Genomic DNA, 19,897 nt, shown 5'->3' with positions numbered 1-19,897 from the left:
TAAAGAATATGCAAAGTTAAACAGAAAACCGGAAGATACTGTTAAAATGGTATCTCCCGGTTTTTTAGTTTTTTACAAACTATAATATCATCGAGTTTACAGTTTTTTTCAGTTATTGTTTATTACTATTTCAACTGATATAATTCTTATTTCGACAATAAGTTTACAAGTAAGATAACTATCGTAATGGTAAAATCAATTTAAAAGTGGTGAATTCATGAGAGAGTTCTACAGTCGGGTGAATCGAAAAACCTATTACATATTAATGTTAATGATCATCGTTCTTATGATGTTTGGATTGATACTATCTACCCTAGAGTTAGATGGGATTGATTTTGGTTATATCATTCATTTTTTATGTGTGGCGTTTCTAACGGTTTGTTTATGGATTTACCCTGAGCATGAGACACATACTTTTAGAAAGATTATCATTCTATTTGGATTTGCGTATTTTTATACGCTATTCTTTTTATATCCTCAAACATGGACTACCTATATCCTCATTTGTCTTATTCCTGCACTGTCTATTCTATTTTTTGATTTAAAATTGTTCTATTTTTCCTTCATTATAAATGGGGTACTAATGGTAGTTACATTTGGCTATATCCTCTTGATTGATAGAGGGGATTTATATACATATTTACATTATGATATGCTAGGCAATTTCATTAATATAATAGCGGTTCAAGTGTTATTATTTTTCATTTTTCAAATATCATTTAAACGGATGAAAAAACAGCAGCTTTATTATGAACAATTACAGCAATCTGAGCGTTTAAAGATGGTTGGACAATTAACAGCTGCCGTTGCGCACGAAATTAGAAATCCAGTGACAGTGGTTAGAGGTTTTTTGCAGTTTTTTGATGAGGATCCTTCATTTGATGATCCTATGAAAAGAAAATTTAAATTAATGATTGATGAATTAAACACAGTAGAACAGATTATCTCGCAATTTCTAACCCTTTCAAAGCCAAATGGAGAGCAAAAATTAGAAAAAGTAGATGTGAAGGATGTACTTGAAAGTGTTACAGGATTGCTCCATTCCTACGCAATGTTATCTGATAATCAAATCGTTACCTACGTAGAAGAAGATTGCATGATTTCTATTAATAAAATTGAATTTAAGCAGCTGCTTATTAATATAATAAAAAATGCTTTAGAGGCTTCGGAAGTTGGTAAATCTGTCTCTATTATGGCGAATAGGAACAATAATTTTATTGAGATAACAATCATCGATGAAGGAAGCGGGATGTCGGAAGCTGAGGTTAAGTCGCTAGGCACTCCTTTTTATTCATTAAAAAGTAATGGAACAGGTTTAGGATTAATGATTTGCTTTAATATCGTAGAAAAATACGGCGGGGAAATTTATTATAGTAGCTCTGAAGGTAAGGGGACAACAGCTACTATCCGCTTTTTAGCTATAAATGATCAGTAATAATGAGCCTTCTTTCAATTGAACAAAGGGGATTACCTCAAGCCTTCGGCTGGAGAGGTAATCCCCTTTTCCTAGCTGCGTTAACGATTATTTTAGAGGGATTTTGATCTCCAGTTGCTTGTTATAATTTTTAACTACATTGCCTTTGGCATCTAATTTATAAGCCCCGGTGTTGCCTTTTTCAAATACGGCTTGATAAGGTCTGATAACTAGATATTCAGCGGCTGAGCGAGGCGCTTCGAACAATAAATCTTCAGAAACCGTATTTTGAGTTGCTGCAATAGAATCTCTTGCAATAGATTCTAATTTATTGCCCAGATTATCATAAATGTCATATCCTAAAGCCTGGCCTTGGGTGGCAACCCCTTTAACCGCTAAAGCGATACGCACAGAAGTCTCTCCCGCAGCAACACGGGTGGTTTTGATTTCAAATTGGTTGTCTTTCTTTATAGCAGGCAGCTGAATGTTACGCACTAATCCTGCTTGCTTGAGAGAAAATTTAAGTACATACGGTTCATCGATTCCGTTAAGCTTCACATGGATACTCAATTCAGAGGAAGCCAGGCTTGCCTTTTGTTGCTCAGTTAGCCATTCGGTCTGCAATACAACAACCGCCTTGTTGGCATCACCGTCACTGATCCAGCGTGGTGTTTTTAAATCAATGCCTCCTGGTTGAGTGAGCTTGGCGTCTATTCCCACAATAGTACCTTCTGCAAGATAGGGCTCACCTTTATCATTTAAAGTTACTCCTGCGAGCATTCCTGAAAATAGCGATCCCTCACGGCTCAGGTCGATCTTAATATAGTTACCATCAAACTGCGCACTGCCCTTTAAAGTAAGCTGATCGTGTGAATCGGCCACTTTTGTTGTATTCAGGGAAGCTTCAACAGCGGGTTGGGCACTGGATGCTTGAGTTAAAGCTGGCATTCCCAACGCTCCTAGGCATACAGCAGCACTTAAAATTACAGACATCTTCTTAGTCATTTTTTTCATGATATTATCAAGCTCCTTAATTTTTATTTAACTAGCACGTTTATCTCTAGACCGTCAATATAATGCTTCACTGGGTTTCCAGAACTGTCTGTTTTAAATGCTCCATTCTTACTTTGTGGGTTCTCAAACTCATAAAGATAGCCACGGATTGTGAGCATATTAGGGTGTTTCTCAAATGGCTCAGTAAGCAAATCGACATTAAGTGACCTATTGGAAGTCGAGAGGACTTTCTGCGAAATATCTTTCAGCACCTGTCCTTGTTGATCCTTTACTTCAAAGCCCACTAAACTCAATGCTGTATGATCTTCGTCTGTATCCTGTTCCAGCATGAGCGACAGGCGTGTCGTTAATGGACTATATTCCAGCTTTTTCAGGATCAAACTCCATCCTCCAACTTGTGCGCGTATATCAGGTGTGGAAATTTTATTAATCGTAGCCTTCCGCGCAGGAATTTGGAGAACAAACGGTTCATCAATACCGTTTAAGTCAAGGGTTACGGTCAATACAAATCGATCAGGAAAAGGTTTGTTGGAGATCCCCGAATTCGAGGAATCCACTAGTCTAAAAATAGCTGTGTTGCTTTCAGCACCTTCTATCCAGCTTAGAAACGGCATAGCTTTCCAGAGACCTTCTGAAAATTGCTCCAGGGAAGCCCCGTCGATCAATACTTCTGCAGAGGTTATCGCACCTTCCGCTAGAAAAGGCTTCCCATCCGCTCCAATCGTTACTCCGGCTAGCTTACCTTCCAGTTCTTCTCCCTCACGCTTCACCGAGAATGCCAACCGGCTGCCATCAAATACAGCCTCTTCGGCAGACAAGGTAATCCCTTCATGCGTATCACTGCTGTTTAGACGGGAAGTCAGTCCCAGACGCTGGGCCGCTTGTAATCCTATATCATCTGCCCGTTCAAAAATACCACCTATCAAGGGAAGCTGCTTGAGCGCATTGGCCAACGTAGGCGGATAGATAGCCGTTAGCATAACACTTAACAATATCGCTGCAGTCACAGCAGCTGTGATTTTTGGATATATCCGCTTTTCCTTTTCCACAGGATCCTGGACAATGGTGGCCAGCGATGCATAAATCGAATCCTGCCGTGATCGTAGTAAAGGAGGAAGCTCCTGTATATTAGCTTTCCCTAGCTCCCTGATCTGCTTTTCTAAATTGTTATTATTCATTAGCAAGACCCTCCTCCGGCACAGGATGTATCTGTTTGGACAACAATCTCCGTGCGCGATGGAGTCGTGCCCTGACCGCTCCCTCGGAGATGTCGAGCACATCTGCAATCTGCTTAATGGATAAATCGTCATAATAAAAAAGCACGATAGCAAGCCGCAGGGATTCGTCCAACTGATTAATGAAGCTTTGCAGGTCTACGTTGCCTGAATCTTCAAAATGCACATAGGAAACGACCGGTTCCTCGGGAATTTCCGCCACAGCTATAGTTCGTTCTCGCATACGAAGTAACTGATTGCATTCATTAATCAGGATGCGTATAACCCAGGTTTTGAAAAACTTAGGCTGCTTAAGGTTGGCCAACCCTTTATACACCTTCAGTGTTGTTTCCTGAAGAGCATCCGCGCAATCTTCATCTTTTAGCAGAATGGTTTTGGCTAATCTGTACAACTGGGATTCCAGTTGCCTGAAAAGACGGGTAAACGCCTCGTGGTCGCCTTTCTGCGCTTTTTTGATATCCAGTTCGTTTTCCAGCAAATGATTTTTCCTCCTTGAGGGCCCTCTGTATAATTAGATGGAGAAGACATACAAAAAGTTATATTTAGGATAAAATTCATTCTCCTGGACAAATCACTTACCTCGGTAGTGGTATAAAGTCCGTGCAATTCATTGTTTTTGGCAAGGGGAGTTTCAAGTGGATAAACTGAAAAAAATCCAGAATTACCACCTTAACTGAAAAGAAGTAGTGGGGTAATCCTGAATTAAAAAGTGTATACATATACCTTGGTACGCAGTGTGTCCGTGCATGTTATGGTACGGACAGGCTGCATGCCTGGAAGGGCAAAACAAATGCTAATAACCACCGCACCCGGCAGTAGCTCACGCTTGAACTTTTCCGCCAGCCGTTTCATCGCTCCGGGAAATAAGTAACAAAGAACAATATCCGCATGCTCGTAAGAACTGCTATAAATATCCCCACGTACATAACGGAGCCTTCCGTGGAGTAGATTCTGGCCTTTGGCTGCTCGCAGCATACGTGTGCCGAACCTAGTAAGCAGCTGGGATGTCCATAAGGGAATACTGGAATTTTCAATGCCTGTCAGCCTTTTGCCTGGACATTGGCGAATAACATCCATACCAAGTGTTCCCCAACCCGATCCCGCCTCCACAATGCTGCTATATCCCGGAATCCGATTCACCTCAACGGCAACAGCCGAGCGTACAGATTTTGACGTAGGCATCGGCGATATCCCGTTCCTCCAGCTCACCAGCACAATCGACACCATGGATAACAAGGCTGCGAAGGCGATGAGCCAAGCGATGGCTTGAATCACAATCAATACGATCATTCCTTCTTCATCTGCTAGAAGTTGGCTTCAAATTCTCTTACTTTCTCCCAGCATTTCGTTTATCAACTTGATATTTATAAAGATCCTGAATTTCCTTGCTTTCAATATCTTGACCTACATAAAAAATCAGAGTGGGATCATTTACTGGATGGGCATAAGAAAGGTAAGTGCGATGTATAAAATCAAAATCCATCTTACCCAGCTGGAAATCGATTTGATATTTATCTTCTAAATAGATTTCAAATTGCTTTTTTAAAGCCAGAGACTTCCACGGAAGTCCAAAGAATAAAAAGTAGACTCCTATAAGAAATATCAAAAAAATTAAGAGGAAAAGCGACTTTTTACTGAGAATGGTATGTTTTATAATTCATAACCCTCCCTAGCGTTTATTCTACATGAACTTTGCTGGAAATATCAAAATCAACCTCTTCAAGAAATTCAATAACTTCTCCATTGGGACTGTGAATGATCGCGTTTTTTATTAGAAGAGGCGGTTCGCCCAGAGACAGAGAGTCCGGTGCTATAAAAGCTTTTGCCCCATGTGCCAGGGCTTTTTGATACATCTCCTCTACATTATCTACATAGAAGGCAAGATGTAATAACGCTCCGTGCGCTATATCTTCATCAGACAAAGCTTTTTTTCCTTGAGCGGCGATGACTGCATCATTATCAAAAACCTCAATACAGGTTCTTTGGTCAGGTGAAATCAGCATGGAGGCTTCTTTGATCTGAAAGGATGGCAGACTCCAATGATGACCTAGCTTAAATCCTAAAACGTCAATATAGAATGAAATAGTTGCTTTATAGTCTTTGGCTTGAATTGCTACATGTGCAAGGCCTTTTACACTCATTTATAATCGCTCCCAACTTTAATATATATTTATTATAGTTGTATTAAAATATGAGATATATATATAAGATAAGTGTTTTGTAGTAATATGGTTATTAAATTTATGGTATTTTAGTGGAATCAGTTTATTTTATAAAATGGGTCTAGGAGGCGCTTGCTATGGAACAACTTATAGATGACATTGATAAAAAGATTATGCAATTACTTCAGTACAATGCCCGAATGTCCATTTCACAAATCAGCAAAGAGGTTTCGATGTCACAACCCTCTGTTAAAGAACGAATGATCAAGCTGGAGGAAAGGAATATCATTTCTGGGTATCATACAGCTTTTAATCTACGAGATCTGGATCGGGGCACAACTACGTTTATTCTATTAAAAACAGAACATTGCCAAGAGATTACGGATTTTTGCAAACATGCTATGGAAGTTACCGATTTATATCGGATTAGCGGTGAATATAATTATCTCATAAAGGTGCAAACCGCGTCGATTGAGGAGTTAGCTGAATTCCAAGACAACCTTATAAAGTTTGGACCTTCAAAATCTCATATCAGTCTGAAAAATATATTGGAAAACAGGGTGTTGCTCTAAAGCCCATTTTCCAAACACAATATCTAGTAACCGCTTTCATTCCATTGTAGAATGGATGAAAACAACGTTAGCATTGACTCGGATACAAGGGAGCATGGGTATGGAGAGATTTTTATTTAGTAAAAAGTATATTCCGTTCACCTATAAGATGATGATACCGTACCTCATTCTAGTATTGCTGACAGATGTATTGGTGGGTTATATAGCTTATACGATGCTCGTAGAGTCCAGAACGGAAATGGCGGAAACGAATGTCCGGACAGCTTTGAAGCAGACGAGGAACAATATCGAATATCAGACAGATGAAATCAAACGAATGACTAACTCGCTGTTTCTCAATACGAATTTTCAGAATGCTCTGCAGTTTAGGGGAGATGCATTGGAAAACATGCTCAAAATGAGGGATGACATCGTTCCTTATATGAAAGCCCCTCTGCAATTGTATGGGAACAATCTGAGACTTGTGCTTTATACCGCGAATGAGACGATGCTTGAAATCCCCGGTGATGATATGTCTGTACCTATCGGTAGAAGCGATTATTATATTCTTTCTGATCAGGTTATTGAAAATAAGGAATGGTTCAAGTCGATCGTTGCCAATAACAAAGACAGCTTGTGGCTTCAGGCGGACAGCGACAGTGAACTAAGCAATATTTCGTATTTCCGCAAGCTGGTTTCTTCCAAGGGAGGCCCGTCGATTATTGGTTATATTCGTGTCACGGCGAGAATTGACGAGCTTTTTGGCAATTTCGATACCTTTCCAATTGAACAGGGCATAGACCTTCGCCTAGTGGATAGGGTTAGTGGATTAACGCTTTATGAACAAGGTATTGTCGATGAACATGCGAAGCAAGATGCTTATCTGATCATTAGTGAAGATATTCCGTTGTCTGACTATGCTATCGAGGTACGGGTGCCGCGTGCATACTTAAATAAAGATGCTAGCCGAATGCAGAAGGTGATCACCACTGTTTGTTTGATCAGCTTTTTAGTCATGGCGGTGATCGGCTTCCTCGTTGCCCGCATATCAGGCAAAAAAATTAAGCGAATCGTATATTTGGTCCGGTCGTTTCAGGAAGGGAATTTTTATAAAAGAATTGGGTTTGCCGGGAACGATGAATTTGTCTACATTGCTAATAGTTTTAATCAGATGGCGACTAGCATCCAGGACTTGATCCAGAACGTCTATGAGCAAGGTATTCAGAAAAAGCAAGCAGAACTGGATGTGCTTCAAGCTCAGATCAGTCCGCACTTTTTGTACAATACATTGTCGACCATTGGCAGCTTGGCCAATTTGGGCGAAGTTGAGAAGGTTACACAGATGGTACAAGGTCTTTCTAAATTCTATCGCCTCACCTTGAATGAAGGACATGTCTATATCTCTCTTGAAAAAGAGCTGGAGCAGGTAAGGATGTACCTTGAAATTCAGAGGGTAAAGTATGCCGATGCTTTTGAGGTTTATTATGATATTGATCCTGATATTTTACAGGTTCCCATCATCAAGCTGATTTTGCAGCCATTTGTAGAAAATATATTCAAGCATGCTTGGTTTGGGGAGACGATTGCGATCCGGATTACCGGAAAACGGCTGGGTGAACGCATCGAGCTTAAGGTCATCGATAACGGAATTGGTATGCGGGCGGACACACTGCGAAATATGCGTTCGAGCTCATTCCATTCGAGCAGCTATGGACTGAGAAACGTGGAGGAACGAATCAAGCTGAGATACGGCAATGATTTCGGCATTCATATCGGCAGTTACTTTGGGGCAGGAACGACCGTTCAAATTATCTTACCGGTGGATAATGCGGAAATCCGGGAAGTTATGGGGGAGTAAATAGTATGGCGATGGAGATCAACGTTCTGCTGGTGGATGATGAAGTGATCGATTTGGAATGGCTGAGACGGCGGGTGGCGGGCAGTGATCATTTGCCTTTGCATAGCGTGAGAACGGCAACGAGCGGTTTTTCCGCTTTAAAAATGATGGAGCAGCACCGCGTTGATATCATTCTCTCCGATATCCGCATGCCGATTATGTCAGGTGTGGAATTTGCCCGGAAAGCGAAGGAGATTAACCCTGAGGTCCATCTGCTTTTTATTAGCGGACATCAGGATTTCAACTATGCCAAAGAGGCGATTCAATTAAATGCCTCCGGTTATTTGCTTAAACCCGTCGATGATGACGAGTTGAATAAGACGCTGACTGAACTCTGCGCCAAGATTGAGAAGGAGAGGAAGCAGCATATTTCCTTGTCGGAAACACTGACGCTTGTGAATCAGGAGCTGCTGCTGCGCTGGTTTAACGAGACTGCCCCGGGGCAGGTCGAGACGCACATTCACAACGTTCTCACGTTATACTTACAAGGCGCGTCGGCGGTCGCCATCGTCGAGATCGACGATATGGCACGGAAAATCCAAACTTGGACGGAAGAAGAGCGGAGTTTATGGAGCAGCACCGCCAATCAGTTTATCCGGAAGTTCGCGCAAGATCAAAATTTAGGCATGGTCATCACAACCTATGACTATCATTTTGTGATCCTAGCTGCGGTTCAGGAACAATATTTTACCGCTTTGATGGAAGAGCTCATTCGGTCATTCTATCAGGAGTTCTCCTGTTCAATTACGATTGGAAGAGGGATGTACACAACAGAACTGGGTAAGCTGCATGATTCCTATCGGCAAGCTCAGGCTGCTTTAAGTATTAAATGGATTGTTGGGAAAAACAGAATCATCCAAGATGCTTCGGAATGGAGCCCGAAGGAAAAAATCGCCTCAGATTTAGAGGTTATTGTGGACCGGATGCTTAAAGCGATGCTCGACTACGACCTTACCACCATTGATGATTGTTTGCTGAAGCTGTTTGCCGGGGACAGTCCGCTCTCCCAGAAAAACGACATCTACGATATCATTATTCGAATTACCTCCAAGCTTCATGCCGATCTGCAGCAAATGAACGAGCATCTATACGAGATTTTAAATTGGGATTCGCATCATCCCTTTGTGCTGTTTCAGTTCGAAACGGTGCATGATATTCTCTCGTGGCTGAGAAGAAGGTTCTTTGAGTTGTCGGAGCTGCTTTATTTGAAACGGCAAAGACAAAAGCGGAAGTTAATTGATGAAATCACGGAATATGTGAAAGAAAGATTAGATCAAAAAATAACGCTGAACGAAGTGGCCGCCCACTTCGATTTTACGCCTAACTATCTGGGTCATTTGTTCAAGCTTGAAACCAACAGTTTATTCAGCGATTTTTTAAGTGAATTACGGATGAAACGGGTATGCGAGCTGCTCGAAGATCCGACTAAGAAAGTGTATGAGATTGCGGAACAAGCCGGATATAAAAATATTATTTATTTTAACAGACAGTTCAAGCACTACATGGGCATGTCGCCCGGCGAGTACCGGAAGAAAAATAAAATCTAACAAAACAGCGGTGAAATGAAAACCCGGCGATGATTTTTCTGTTATTGGAGAATCGCTGCCGGGTGTTTTTGGTTTATCCGCTAACCTTTTTTTGTCGAATCGTTGAATTAGTATTATGTTTAGTTGTTTCGCTGAATTATCTAAGCGTCTCCGCCCTTTTATAATGAGAGATATAGAGAAGAGAGGGGTGCAAAGATGAAAGGGCATACATTTTGGAGCGATTTGAAAAATTACAGGGTTCTCTTGCTGATGCTGGCTCCGGCGGTTGCTTTTTTCCTTCTGTTTGCCTACGTCCCGATGGCGGGTATTATTATTGCCTTCAAGCATTACGATTACGCGGGCGGTATTTTTGGAAGTGCCTGGAACGGACTCGACAACTTCCGCTTTTTCTTTGAATCAGGCGATGCTTGGCGGGTAACACGAAATACAGCACTATATAACATTGCGTTTATCGTCGTCAATAACAGTTTGCAAATTTTTGCAGCGATTATGTTGTTTGAGGTCGGTGGTAAATGGTTCCGCAAAATCACACAATCGGCGTTGTTCCTGCCTTACTTTATCTCATGGGTCGTTGTCGGAGCGATTGCTTATAACCTGCTCAATTATGATATTGGCACCGTGAATGCTTTGCTCAGAGGTATCGGACTCCAGCCTGTCGATATTTATAATACACCTTCCTATTGGCCGTATATCCTGGTTATAGTTTCTGCATGGAAAAGTCTCGGATACGGAACGGTAATGTACTTGGCTGCGATTACGGGGATAGATACAGAAATGTATGAAGCGGCCGAAATTGATGGGGCTAATATTTTTCAGCGAATTATGAAAGTAACCATTCCAAATTTGTATCCGACGATTATTATTCTGGTGCTGCTGGCGGTCGGAAATATTTTCCGTGGTGATTTCGGGATGTTCTATAATATGATCGGCAACAACGGCTTGCTGTTCTCCTCGACAGACGTTATCGACACTTTCGTATTTAGGTCACTGATTACTTCGAATGATATCGGCATGTCAGCTGCAGCTGGTGTTTTCCAGTCCGTTCTTGGCTTTGCGACGATCATGTCAGTGAACTATGCTGTCCGTAAATACGACAAAGACCGCGCTCTGTTCTAATCGTATCAGGAGTTAAGTCTTTCATAATGGAGGTAACGATATGAAGCAGCTCGATCGTAAAATATTTTCAGGTATTGGTTATGTGTCCCTGATTTTTCTCTCAGTTTTATGTATTTTCCCTTTTATACTTGTCGTATCTTCATCCTTTACGGAAGAAACCAAAATCCTAACGGATGGTTATCAATTTATACCGACGGCCTTCTCAACCGAGGCCTACAGCATTTTGTTTAAGTATCCCGAACAGATGATTCAAGCCTATATAGTGACAATAGGGGTTACTATACTCGGCACGGTGCTTGGCTTGTTTCTGACTTCGATGACTGCTTATGCGCTATCCCGAAAAGATTTTAAGTGGCGCAATAAATTTTCATTTTTCTTTTTCTTTACGACTTTGTTCAGCGGCGGTTTAGTTCCGTGGTATCTGCTTATGGTCAACTACCTGCATATGAAGGATACGCTGATGGCCTTAGTGGTTCCGATGATGCTCAATGTCTTTTATATCATTGTTATGAAGTCTTTTATGGGCAGCATTCCGGAAGCGATTGTAGAATCAGCAAAAATTGACGGCGCAGGCGACTTTAAGATCTATGCTCGTCTAATCCTGCCGCTGTCCAAGCCGGCGTTAGCTACCATTGGATTGTTTCTAGCGCTAGCCTACTGGAATGACTGGTACAATGCATTGCTGTTTGTATCGAATGAAAACTTGATGCCGCTTCAATATTATTTGTATAAAATGCTAGGCAATATGGATGGCATGCGCAAAGCGATGATGGGTGCAGGGGCAGTCGTAACGACATCGATCCCAACCGAGAGTTTGAAAATGGCGATGACAGTTGTGGCCACTGGCCCGATTTTGCTGGCTTATCCATTCGTGCAGAGGTATTTTGTCCAAGGTTTGACGATTGGTGCTGTGAAAGGATGAACCCGGGGACACTCGGTTTATCAATATAATTAAACACAAGGGGGAAGGCTTGAGATGCTGAAGAGAAATAGATTGATAATGCTAGCGCTCGTTTTAACCTTCGTAATGATTCTAAGTGCATGTGGTGGTGGAAACAACAATGCTAATACTTCTGCACAGGCTACAAATAATGCGTCAGAGGGGGGAAGCGACACTACGAACACCTCAGAACCTGCAACTACCTCAGACACCCTTGATACCTCAAAAGAAGTGAAGCTGAAAATGATTTTTGTTGGCCCTAAACCGATAGACTATGATAGCGTTTTTGCTGAGATTAATAAAAAGCTGAAAGAAAAAATTAATGCTACTGTAGAGGGCGAGTTCCTGGATTGGTCGGACTGGGCGCAAAAATATCCGTTGAAGCTGGCAGCAAATGAAGATTTTGACCTCATCTATTCGGCAAACTGGGCTGGCTACAATGACCAGGCGTTGAAAGGCGGATTCCTGGAATTGACTGATGAGCTGCTTACCAAATATATGCCGCAGACTTTAGCAGCCATGTCTGATGTGAGCTGGGATCAGGCTAAAGTAAACGGCAAACTGTACATGGTTCCACAAAACAGAGGGGAATCCGTTGAAAAACTGATTTTGTACCGTGAGGATTTGCGTAAGAAATACAATCTTCCTGAGATCAACAGCCCAGAAGCGTATGCCACTTACTTGAAAACCATAGCGCAAAACGAAAAAGGAATTACACCGTTCACTCCGGAAACAGGAGACTGGAAATTTCATAATTTGGACCGTGTATTGCTGAAGCAGCAAAACGAATGGAATATGTTTGATCTCGACCTTCCGTTTGCTTTCAAATTGACGGATGAAAAAGGGCAAGTATTTAACGTATATGAAACCCAAGAGTTTAAAGATCTACTCGTATATTACAAAGATCTTGCTGATAACAATGCATGGTCGAAAAACGTCCTTAACAGTAAAAATGATCATCAGGCCGATTTTAAAGCAGGCAAAACAGCATCGATTACACACAACAACGGAACACTTGGAGCACTTATGGCTTTGATGCGCCAAGAGAATTCCCCTTATGAAGTAGCTTTGGCTGACATCAACCAAGGCAAGAAGAAATCAGTGGCAATTTCAACACAAAACGGTACTTCGATCCACGCTACTTCCAGAAATGTGGAACGCTCCTTGATGTTCCTCGATCTGATGCAAAATGATAAAGAACTGCACGACCTGATGATGTACGGCCTTAGCGGTGTACATTACGAAGCGGTTGGCGATGACAAATATAAAGCACTTGAAAAGAATCCGAACTTTATGGGCTTCTCTAACTGGAACTTCAACTCGCCACTTAACCGTGACAATGAAGCATTCCCGCAAGAAGCAAACGATCTGGCTAAAGGCTGGGAAGCAAATGTCTATCACTACGCGCTTGAAACCTTTGTATTCGATAACAGCAAAGTGAAAACGGAAATTGCCAACATTGGTAACGTAATGCTCCGTTATGCGATTCCGCTCGAATACGGCGTAATTAAAGATATCGATAAAGGCCTTGAAGATCTGAACAAGCAACTGAAGTCCGCTGGCATTGATAAAATCCAAACCGAACTGCAAACTCAAATTGATGCTTTTTTGGCAAACAAATAAGATAAGGAATAAGGGAGACCTAACAGTCATCAAATGGCTGTTAGGTCTCCCTGTTTAATTGAACTCATCCGCGGGTGAAGTCGCTATCGGACACAGCGGACCCCACAGTCGCTATCAGCCTAAAACATGCCTAGAATGAAGCTCAGGATAAAGAATAGCTGCACTGGAGTCCGAAAGTCTGCTTTAAAGGCTGAAAATCAGTAAACTCAGGAGAACGGATACTCTTTGTGAAAAGGAATAAAAAAGAAGAACCAGCATGAGCTGCCGGTTCTTCTTAATATATAATTTGCGCACAACGAAATAACGTGATAATATGAGAAGATCACTGTTAATACGTGTATTTTAGACAGATTTACTACATCTTATTTATACATTAATAATACCATGCGGATTAGCAGTTTGTCAAATTTGTATTTTTGCTTCTTGATAACAACCTTGAAAAGGAGCGTGTTAGTAAAAATGTTAAACGAAAAAGATTGGCAGGGAGAACAGAAACGGCTAGATTTGGTCACGGAAGAATTGCAATCAAAGATTGGCGAGCTGGAACCGGAAGTGACAGGATTACGTGAACAGGTGACGGACATCCGCAAGCAGTTTTGGGAGGAAGTTACGGTCAATACGAGCACACATGAGGATTTCGAGGAGACCTTTTACAGTATAAAACAGCAGGAAGCATTGTTGTCTGAGCGGGAGCGTAGCCACCGCCAACGGATGCAGCGTTATAAGAACATGAAACGGCTGCTGCCGTCACCCTATTTTGGACGAATGGACTTTCAAGAAGATGGATTGAACTCTAATGAGCAAATCTATATCGGGGTGGCGTCTTTCATCGATGCAGAAGGTGTCAACTTTCTGGTATATGACTGGCGGACACCTATTGCAAGTATGTATTATGACCATTCGCCAGGCGCCGCCTCTTACGATACACCCGGAGGACAAATTTCGGGGACAATGATGCTGAAGCGGCAATACCAGATCCGTCAGGGTCAGCTTCAGAACGTGTTCGATACGAGCTTAACGATCGGTGATGAATTACTTCAGCAGGTGCTTGGTAAGGGTGCGGATTCACAAATGAAGAGCATCGTGGCGACTATTCAGAAGGAACAGAACGCTATTATCCGCAACGACAGTAGCCATATGCTAATTGTGCAGGGGGCGGCGGGCAGCGGAAAAACATCCGCAGCGCTGCAACGGGTAGCCTATTTACTATATAAACACCGTGATAGGCTCAAGGCAGATCAGATTGTTCTTTTTTCGCCTAATCCGATGTTTAACAGTTATGTATCTACGGTGCTTCCCGAGCTTGGCGAGGAGAATATGCAGCAAACAACCTTTCAGGAGTATGTTGATTATTGGCTCGGATCTACGGTTCGTTTAGAGGACCCGTTCGAGCAGATTGAATTTGTACTGACGTCCAAAGCTTCTCCAGAGTATGAAGCGCGCCTAACTGGAATGCAGTATAAAGCTTCAGAAGCTTTTCTGCATGCTCTGCAAAACTATGCGTTGTGGTTAGGGAAGGAAGGGATGTTGTTTCATAGTATCCGTTTTCGGGATCGCGAGTTGATTACTGCGGAGCAGATGAAATCACAATTTTACAGCTATGATAGCTCCATTCGTTTGGCTAATCGCATCGTTTTATTGCGTGAATGGCTACTGCGTCAGTTGGCTTCGCTGGAGCGTCAGGAACAGGAGGCATTCTGGGTTCAAGATGAACTCGATTACCTCGATACCGATCAGTATGCCGAAGCTTACAGTGAGATACTTAAGAAATATCGGCGGGAAGAAGCCGTCTTTGATTTTACGACTCAGTATCTTGAGAACTATGGGGATTTTCCTAATCAGGATCAAGGGGAAGAGAATGTTTTTGACTTTGGTCTGCAGGAAGAAGAACTGCTGCGCCGCATGATTGTGAAGGAGCACTTTAAACCGCTGAGACGGGATACCAAACGGCTTAAGTTCATAGATACGATTGGGTTATACAATCAGTTATATAGCGACGATGTCATTTATCGAAGAATGACGAACGAGACTGAGGTACCTGCTCAGTGGCTGGAAATTTGTAAGCAAACGAAGGAAAAGCTGAGCCGCGATGAACTCTTTTGCGAGGATGCGACTCCATTCCTGTATTTAAAAGAACTTGTCGAGGGGACTCGTATGAACACAGAGGTGCGGCATCTGTTTATCGATGAAGGCCAGGATTATTCGCCGTTCCAATACGCGTTTCTCAAACAGCTGTTTCCCCGCGCGCGCATGACTGTGCTCGGCGATTTCGGCCAAGCGATTTTCCCGCAAGCAACGAATTTGCACGAGGTGGATTCGCCTTTGATCCGGCTTTATGGGGAAGATGAAACGAGCCTGATCCGTCTAATTCGAAGTTATCGATCAACTCGTCAGATTGTGGAGTTTACGAAGGCGTTGCTGCCTAAGGAGGAGATCGTACCTTTTGAAAGAGAGGGTGAGAAGCCGTTCCTAGTGAAGGCGAGTAGCGACGTAGAGCGGGCGATAAGAATTAAAGAGGATCTCGCGGCGCTGATGGCTGAAGGGCTCGACTCTATTGCCGTTATTACCAAGACTGCAGCTGAAAGCCGTGCGGCCTATGAAGAATTAAAGAAACAAGGATGCGAAGCTCTGCGGCTTATTACGAAGGAGACGCTCACTTTTGAGAAGGGCATTTTAGTAATTCCCGCTTATCTCGCAAAAGGGGTTGAATTCGACGCCGTACTGATTTATGATGCTTCCACACAGACGTATGATCGGGAAAGCGAACGCAAGCTTTTTTATACAGCCTGTACGCGTGCGATGCATCGGCTTCTGCTGTACACAACGGGTGATTGGTCACACTTTATTCAGCGGTTAGAGGTATCTTTATATGAGGTCGTGCAATGAGATTGGAGAGATAAATGAAAAGCATATTGTATAAGTATATGAGTAAATTTACATCTCTTAACGAAATGGAACAGCAGGATATTGTTGAAGGTATTCCTATTGAGGAATACAAGAAGGGAACGGTACTCCTTAGACAAGGAGACGTTCCCTCAAAATGTTTTTTTGTGTTAAAGGGATGTGTGAGGCAGTCCTCGGTAGATGAATCGGGCAAAGAAGTCACATCTAATTTTTATACGGAAGAGCAAGCGGTTTCGATTTTTAATCGGCATCAAGAGAGTAGACCCTCAGCGTACACCTTAACCTGCCTAGAAGACAGCATATTGGTGGTTGGTGATCTTAATGCGGAACAGGATATGCTCCATAAACACGCTCAGCTGGAAACCATGATACGCAAAATGGTAGAGGAAAACCTGGGTGAGGTTCAGGATGAGTTGACTTCCTTTATTGCTTCCAATCCTGAAGAACGTTACAAAGCCTTGTTACAAAAAAGACCTCATTTACTTACCCGTGTCCCCCAACATCAACTAGCCAGTTATTTGGGGATTACGCCAGAGTCATTAAGTAGAATTAAGAAGCGGGTTCATTCCGGTGATGAATAGCAAAATCGTTATACACTTTTGGGGATTTTTCCACCTCTAAGCAGTAGCCATATCCCAAAGCCTAGTTCTCCTACAATCATAGGAATAGTAAAAATAAAATTAAGTGTTGTAATGACTGCCTCATATTGTGTGAGAAACATTTTGCTTAGATGAATGATAATATAGCCTATTGAAGCAAGCAGCAGCAGGATGCTGATTACTTTAGGAATGACATCGGATTTTAAAGCCACATAGCCCACTATTAACAAATGCCCGCCAAAAACGACTAACCCCATAGACCAAATGAATTGAAATGCATCCAGAAATAACATCATAAATGCTTGAGTTTGTTCGATTGTTAATGTGGAAAAGCCATTTGTGTTTCCCGTGAACAGCAGCACAAATATCAAGGTTAAGATAGAGATTGCCAATATAGCGGAATAGGTTAAACGGAGCCATGCGCCGAGTAATGAAAGATTTTGGTTGACGGGTTCTAGAAACATATAAAACGCCCAGGCGACCAGAATGTCAGCAATCATAATGATGATCCAGCCCAAGATTTCCCCTTTGAAAAGGTTGTTGGAAGATACGATGTTAATAAATGTGGCACTGGCATCGCCTTGCACAACAAGAGTCCCATGGACAAAGCCATATGAAAAAAATGAAGCAATGGTCATGATGATCAGTGATATTCCAGCTGTTAAAGCGGACTTGCGCTGATTCGACAGGTCTTTTTCTGAGATAGCCATAAGATAGCCTCCTAAAGGACTTTTATTTCATTGTAATTAGGAGTACTATGTCGGGCATTGACTTAAATCAAGACTCTGAATTTAATCAAGCGAAGTAAGTATCATTGTTATCGCGTTATCAACAAAGGATCGCTCTGGGCGAGATTTCAAGAGTACAGTAAGCCCTATTAGCGATACGATTAGTGCCTGTGCCAAGGCCTTCGCATTTACACCACCCTTAAGCTCACCTGATTGTATACCGCGTTCAATAGTTTCTTGAAATATGACCGATAGATACATTTGATGTTCTCTTGTAAGGATCTCGAATTTCTCATCATGAGGTGCCAGCTCGACCATTGTATTGATGCAAAAACATCCTCGGTTCACACTGCCTGAATACTCCTCCGCCACCACATCTTCAAAAAAACTACGAAAGGCTTTTTTCACGGATGGATTGCTTTGAAGTTGGGCTCGGACACGAGAAGCATGGGACATCGTATATTTACGTAGCGCAGCTTCGAACAATTCTTTTTTGTCTCCAAAAGCTGAGTATATACTGGGGCGTTGAATGCCCATTCTGGAAGTTAAATCACTTAATGAGGTAGCCTCATATCCCTTTTCCCAAAATAGCTCCATAGCTGATTCTAATACTTTTTCCTCGTCAAATTCACGGGTTCGAGCCATTATAACACCCCTCTTTATATTTGATTTCAATAATTGATTACCGAACAGTATTTTATAATACTAGAACTAGTCGTATAAATTGTCAAATGAAAGTCGGTGGCGTCAAATATTTATGTTGACATCATTTGTTTTGTGAGATAAATTTACTGAGCACAATAACATACTGATCGGTATGGAAAGTGTTTGCGATTTAAATTTAACAGAGAAAGGGTGTGTCCAAAATGCAAGGGACTAAAGAGAAGCTTTCGTCACAAGAGACGCATACGCCATCTGATTCTATTCATGCTTCCTCGATGCCTCGTTATATGACACTTTTGTTTGCCGTTGTCTGCGGGATGTCGGTTGCAAACATCTACTTTGCACAACCATTGCTTGATCATTTGTCGAGAGAATTTGGTATTGATTATTCAACCATTGGTATTCTTATTACTATCACGCAGATCTTTTATGCAGTGGGGCTGTTACTGCTCGTGCCACTAGGAGATTTACTGAATCAGCGCCGCCTGATTATCGGCCAGATGTTATTATCTGTGGTGGCTTTGATTATCGTGGGTACTGCCTCTTCCAGCACGGTACTATTCGTAGGTATGGCCTCAGTGGGACTACTCGCTGTTGTAACACAGACGCTTGTTGCGTTCGCGGCGACAATGGCTGCCCCTGCCGAACGCGGGCGAGTCGTAGGCATGGTCACAAGTGGAATTGTGATTGGAATACTTCTTGCGCGATCCATTTCAGGAATACTTACAGATCTTGCAGGTTGGCGTTCCGTATACCTTTTTTCTGCTGCTTTAATGCTTTGTATGGTGTGTACATTATTTAGGGTGTTGCCAAATGTGGAACGTGAGGTAAAAACACTGTCATACGCTCAGCTGCTTAGTTCAGTGTTTATGTTGTTTGTGCAAGAGAGAGTATTGCGTATCCGCGCTATTCTGGCTTTGCTGATTTTTACTGCTTTCAGTATTCTGTGGACTTCTGTGGTCTTGCCTCTCAGTGCTCCGCCGTTATCACTTTCACATACTGCAATTGGGGCATTTGGTCTGGCGGGAATTGTGGGAGCATTAGCTGCTGCGCGGGCGGGAAAGCTAGCTGATCAGGGTCATGGACAGAGAACGACAGGCATAGCATTACTTCTATTGTTGATATCATGGTGGTTTATCAGTTTTACGGAGCAGTCGCTGTTGGCATTGGTCATTGGTATTGTTCTGCTTGATTTGGCTGTGCAGGCGGTGCATGTCACCAATCAAAGTATCATACTTACCTTGCGCATGGAGGCACGTAGTCGGCTCACCGCAGGGTATATGGTTTTTTACTCCATTGGAAGTGCTACCGGATCGATTGCTTCCACTCAAATATATTCTCACTATGGCTGGAACGGGGTATGTTGGCTTGGAGCTTCTGTTAGTGCTGTGGCTTTTTTATTTTGGGCTGTAACCTTGCGTGCTACGAATGCCGCGTTGCAACGGCGCCCTGCTTGGAAATAATCGGGGCAAGTCAATAAGGGTGGAGGTTCCGTTTTCCGGGC

18 protein-coding genes are annotated in these 19,897 nt (G+C 42.4%); 10 read left to right on the top strand and 8 right to left on the bottom strand.

From position 1 onward, the window contains the following. The first annotated feature begins 265 nt into the window (after positions 1–265). Entirely contained in the window at positions 266–1,435 is a 1,170-nt protein-coding gene (locus tag NSQ66_RS29840; protein ID WP_256718544.1) for a HAMP domain-containing sensor histidine kinase, read from the top strand. A gap of 87 nt (positions 1,436–1,522) precedes the next feature. Here NSQ66_RS29840 and NSQ66_RS29835 read toward each other — a convergent pair whose 3' ends face one another. The 6 genes from NSQ66_RS29835 to NSQ66_RS29810 all read right to left on the bottom strand — a co-directional run bounded on the left by NSQ66_RS29835 (position 1,523) and on the right by NSQ66_RS29810 (position 5,804). Continuing rightward, positions 1,523–2,428, bottom strand: coding sequence for a DUF5643 domain-containing protein (locus NSQ66_RS29835; protein ID WP_076140593.1), 906 nt, complete (start codon positions 2,426–2,428; stop codon positions 1,523–1,525). A gap of 23 nt (positions 2,429–2,451) precedes the next feature. Further along, the gene (locus tag NSQ66_RS29830) at positions 2,452–3,606 is read right to left on the bottom strand and encodes a DUF4179 domain-containing protein (RefSeq protein ID WP_076140594.1); all 1,155 of its coding nucleotides are present in this window, start codon (positions 3,604–3,606) and stop codon (positions 2,452–2,454) included. Further along, positions 3,599–4,141 carry a sigma-70 family RNA polymerase sigma factor gene (locus NSQ66_RS29825; protein WP_235219471.1) on the bottom strand — a complete coding sequence of 181 codons (543 nt, stop codon included), beginning with the start codon at positions 4,139–4,141 and terminating at the stop codon, positions 3,599–3,601. The genes NSQ66_RS29830 and NSQ66_RS29825 overlap by 8 nt, the downstream gene beginning before the upstream one ends. Before the next feature lie 224 nt (positions 4,142–4,365). Further along, positions 4,366–4,953, bottom strand: a complete 588-nt coding sequence (locus NSQ66_RS29820; RefSeq protein WP_038573872.1) for a class I SAM-dependent methyltransferase — start codon at positions 4,951–4,953, stop codon at positions 4,366–4,368. A 37-nt stretch (positions 4,954–4,990) separates the two neighbouring features. Continuing rightward, the gene (locus NSQ66_RS29815) at positions 4,991–5,269 is read right to left on the bottom strand and encodes a hypothetical protein (RefSeq protein WP_036682344.1); all 279 of its coding nucleotides are present in this window, start codon (positions 5,267–5,269) and stop codon (positions 4,991–4,993) included. 70 nt (positions 5,270–5,339) lie between these two features. Then, positions 5,340–5,804: a VOC family protein gene (locus NSQ66_RS29810; protein WP_076099761.1), complete on the bottom strand. Its 465-nt coding sequence runs from the start codon at positions 5,802–5,804 to the stop codon at positions 5,340–5,342. 158 nt (positions 5,805–5,962) lie between these two features. On the opposite strand from NSQ66_RS29810, the gene NSQ66_RS29805 reads away from it, so the two are divergent. The 8 genes from NSQ66_RS29805 (at position 5,963) to NSQ66_RS29770 (ending at position 16,984) form a co-directional block, all read left to right on the top strand. Continuing rightward, entirely contained in the window at positions 5,963–6,397 is a 435-nt protein-coding gene (locus tag NSQ66_RS29805) for an Lrp/AsnC family transcriptional regulator (protein WP_036682342.1), read from the top strand. A gap of 100 nt (positions 6,398–6,497) precedes the next feature. Next, complete coding sequence (locus tag NSQ66_RS29800) at positions 6,498–8,234, top strand: sensor histidine kinase (RefSeq protein WP_038573863.1); 1,737 nt, start codon at positions 6,498–6,500, stop codon at positions 8,232–8,234. 5 nt (positions 8,235–8,239) lie between these two features. Beyond that, positions 8,240–9,820, top strand: coding sequence for a response regulator (locus NSQ66_RS29795; protein WP_306018805.1), 1,581 nt, complete (start codon positions 8,240–8,242; stop codon positions 9,818–9,820). Between the two features lie 195 nt (positions 9,821–10,015). Further along, complete coding sequence (locus NSQ66_RS29790) at positions 10,016–10,936, top strand: ABC transporter permease subunit (RefSeq protein WP_036682339.1); 921 nt, start codon at positions 10,016–10,018, stop codon at positions 10,934–10,936. Between the two features lie 40 nt (positions 10,937–10,976). Continuing rightward, complete coding sequence (locus NSQ66_RS29785; RefSeq protein ID WP_036682338.1) at positions 10,977–11,858, top strand: carbohydrate ABC transporter permease; 882 nt, start codon at positions 10,977–10,979, stop codon at positions 11,856–11,858. 54 nt (positions 11,859–11,912) lie between these two features. Beyond that, positions 11,913–13,499 (top strand): ABC transporter substrate-binding protein, encoded by a 1,587-nt coding sequence (locus NSQ66_RS29780; RefSeq protein ID WP_036682336.1) that lies wholly within the window; start codon positions 11,913–11,915, stop codon positions 13,497–13,499. Positions 13,500–13,958: 459 nt separating this feature from the next. Continuing rightward, positions 13,959–16,385 (top strand): RNA polymerase recycling motor HelD, encoded by a 2,427-nt coding sequence (gene helD / locus NSQ66_RS29775; protein WP_076140596.1) that lies wholly within the window; start codon positions 13,959–13,961, stop codon positions 16,383–16,385. A 14-nt stretch (positions 16,386–16,399) separates the two neighbouring features. Next, positions 16,400–16,984 carry a Crp/Fnr family transcriptional regulator gene (locus NSQ66_RS29770; protein ID WP_036682333.1) on the top strand — a complete coding sequence of 195 codons (585 nt, stop codon included), beginning with the start codon at positions 16,400–16,402 and terminating at the stop codon, positions 16,982–16,984. An 8-nt stretch (positions 16,985–16,992) separates the two neighbouring features. Here the strand turns inward: NSQ66_RS29770 and NSQ66_RS29765 are convergent, their stop codons facing one another. After that, on the bottom strand, positions 16,993–17,712 hold the full coding sequence (locus NSQ66_RS29765; protein ID WP_076099759.1) for a DUF4386 domain-containing protein: 720 nt from the start codon (positions 17,710–17,712) through the stop codon (positions 16,993–16,995). A gap of 81 nt (positions 17,713–17,793) precedes the next feature. Next, positions 17,794–18,375, bottom strand: coding sequence for a TetR/AcrR family transcriptional regulator (locus NSQ66_RS29760; protein ID WP_036682330.1), 582 nt, complete (start codon positions 18,373–18,375; stop codon positions 17,794–17,796). A 293-nt stretch (positions 18,376–18,668) separates the two neighbouring features. On the opposite strand from NSQ66_RS29760, the gene NSQ66_RS29755 reads away from it, so the two are divergent. Beyond that, a complete protein-coding gene (locus tag NSQ66_RS29755) occupies positions 18,669–19,856 on the top strand; it encodes an MFS transporter (RefSeq protein WP_051491242.1) in 1,188 nt (395 codons plus the stop codon). The last annotated feature ends 41 nt before the right edge of the window (positions 19,857–19,897 follow it).

It is taken from the genome of Paenibacillus sp. FSL H3-0329, assembly GCF_037963285.1.
GTDB classification, from domain to species: Bacteria; Bacillota; Bacilli; order Paenibacillales; family Paenibacillaceae; genus Paenibacillus_AQ; species Paenibacillus_AQ odorifer.
Note: the sequence above shows the minus strand (reverse complement) of the source record. Positions and strands in the feature narration are given on the sequence as shown.

Bases quoted from the DNA above. Each gene is read 5' to 3' on its own strand.
- NSQ66_RS29840 (WP_256718544.1), top strand. From the start codon at position 266: ATGTTAATGATCATCGTTCTTATGATGTTTGGATTGATACTATCTACC.
- NSQ66_RS29835 (WP_076140593.1), bottom strand. From the start codon at position 2,428: ATGAAAAAAATGACTAAGAAGATGTCTGTAATTTTAAGTGCTGCTGTA.
- NSQ66_RS29830 (WP_076140594.1), bottom strand. From the start codon at position 3,606: ATGAATAATAACAATTTAGAAAAGCAGATCAGGGAGCTAGGGAAAGCT.
- NSQ66_RS29820 (WP_038573872.1), bottom strand. From the start codon at position 4,953: ATGATCGTATTGATTGTGATTCAAGCCATCGCTTGGCTCATCGCCTTC.
- NSQ66_RS29810 (WP_076099761.1), bottom strand. From the start codon at position 5,804: ATGAGTGTAAAAGGCCTTGCACATGTAGCAATTCAAGCCAAAGACTAT.
- NSQ66_RS29805 (WP_036682342.1), top strand. From the start codon at position 5,963: ATGGAACAACTTATAGATGACATTGATAAAAAGATTATGCAATTACTT.
- NSQ66_RS29800 (WP_038573863.1), top strand. From the start codon at position 6,498: ATGGAGAGATTTTTATTTAGTAAAAAGTATATTCCGTTCACCTATAAG.
- NSQ66_RS29795 (WP_306018805.1), top strand. From the start codon at position 8,240: ATGGCGATGGAGATCAACGTTCTGCTGGTGGATGATGAAGTGATCGAT.
- NSQ66_RS29790 (WP_036682339.1), top strand. From the start codon at position 10,016: ATGAAAGGGCATACATTTTGGAGCGATTTGAAAAATTACAGGGTTCTC.
- NSQ66_RS29785 (WP_036682338.1), top strand. From the start codon at position 10,977: ATGAAGCAGCTCGATCGTAAAATATTTTCAGGTATTGGTTATGTGTCC.
- NSQ66_RS29780 (WP_036682336.1), top strand. From the start codon at position 11,913: ATGCTGAAGAGAAATAGATTGATAATGCTAGCGCTCGTTTTAACCTTC.
- helD (WP_076140596.1), top strand. From the start codon at position 13,959: ATGTTAAACGAAAAAGATTGGCAGGGAGAACAGAAACGGCTAGATTTG.
- NSQ66_RS29770 (WP_036682333.1), top strand. From the start codon at position 16,400: ATGAAAAGCATATTGTATAAGTATATGAGTAAATTTACATCTCTTAAC.
- NSQ66_RS29765 (WP_076099759.1), bottom strand. From the start codon at position 17,712: ATGGCTATCTCAGAAAAAGACCTGTCGAATCAGCGCAAGTCCGCTTTA.
- NSQ66_RS29760 (WP_036682330.1), bottom strand. From the start codon at position 18,375: ATGGCTCGAACCCGTGAATTTGACGAGGAAAAAGTATTAGAATCAGCT.
- NSQ66_RS29755 (WP_051491242.1), top strand. From the start codon at position 18,669: ATGCCTCGTTATATGACACTTTTGTTTGCCGTTGTCTGCGGGATGTCG.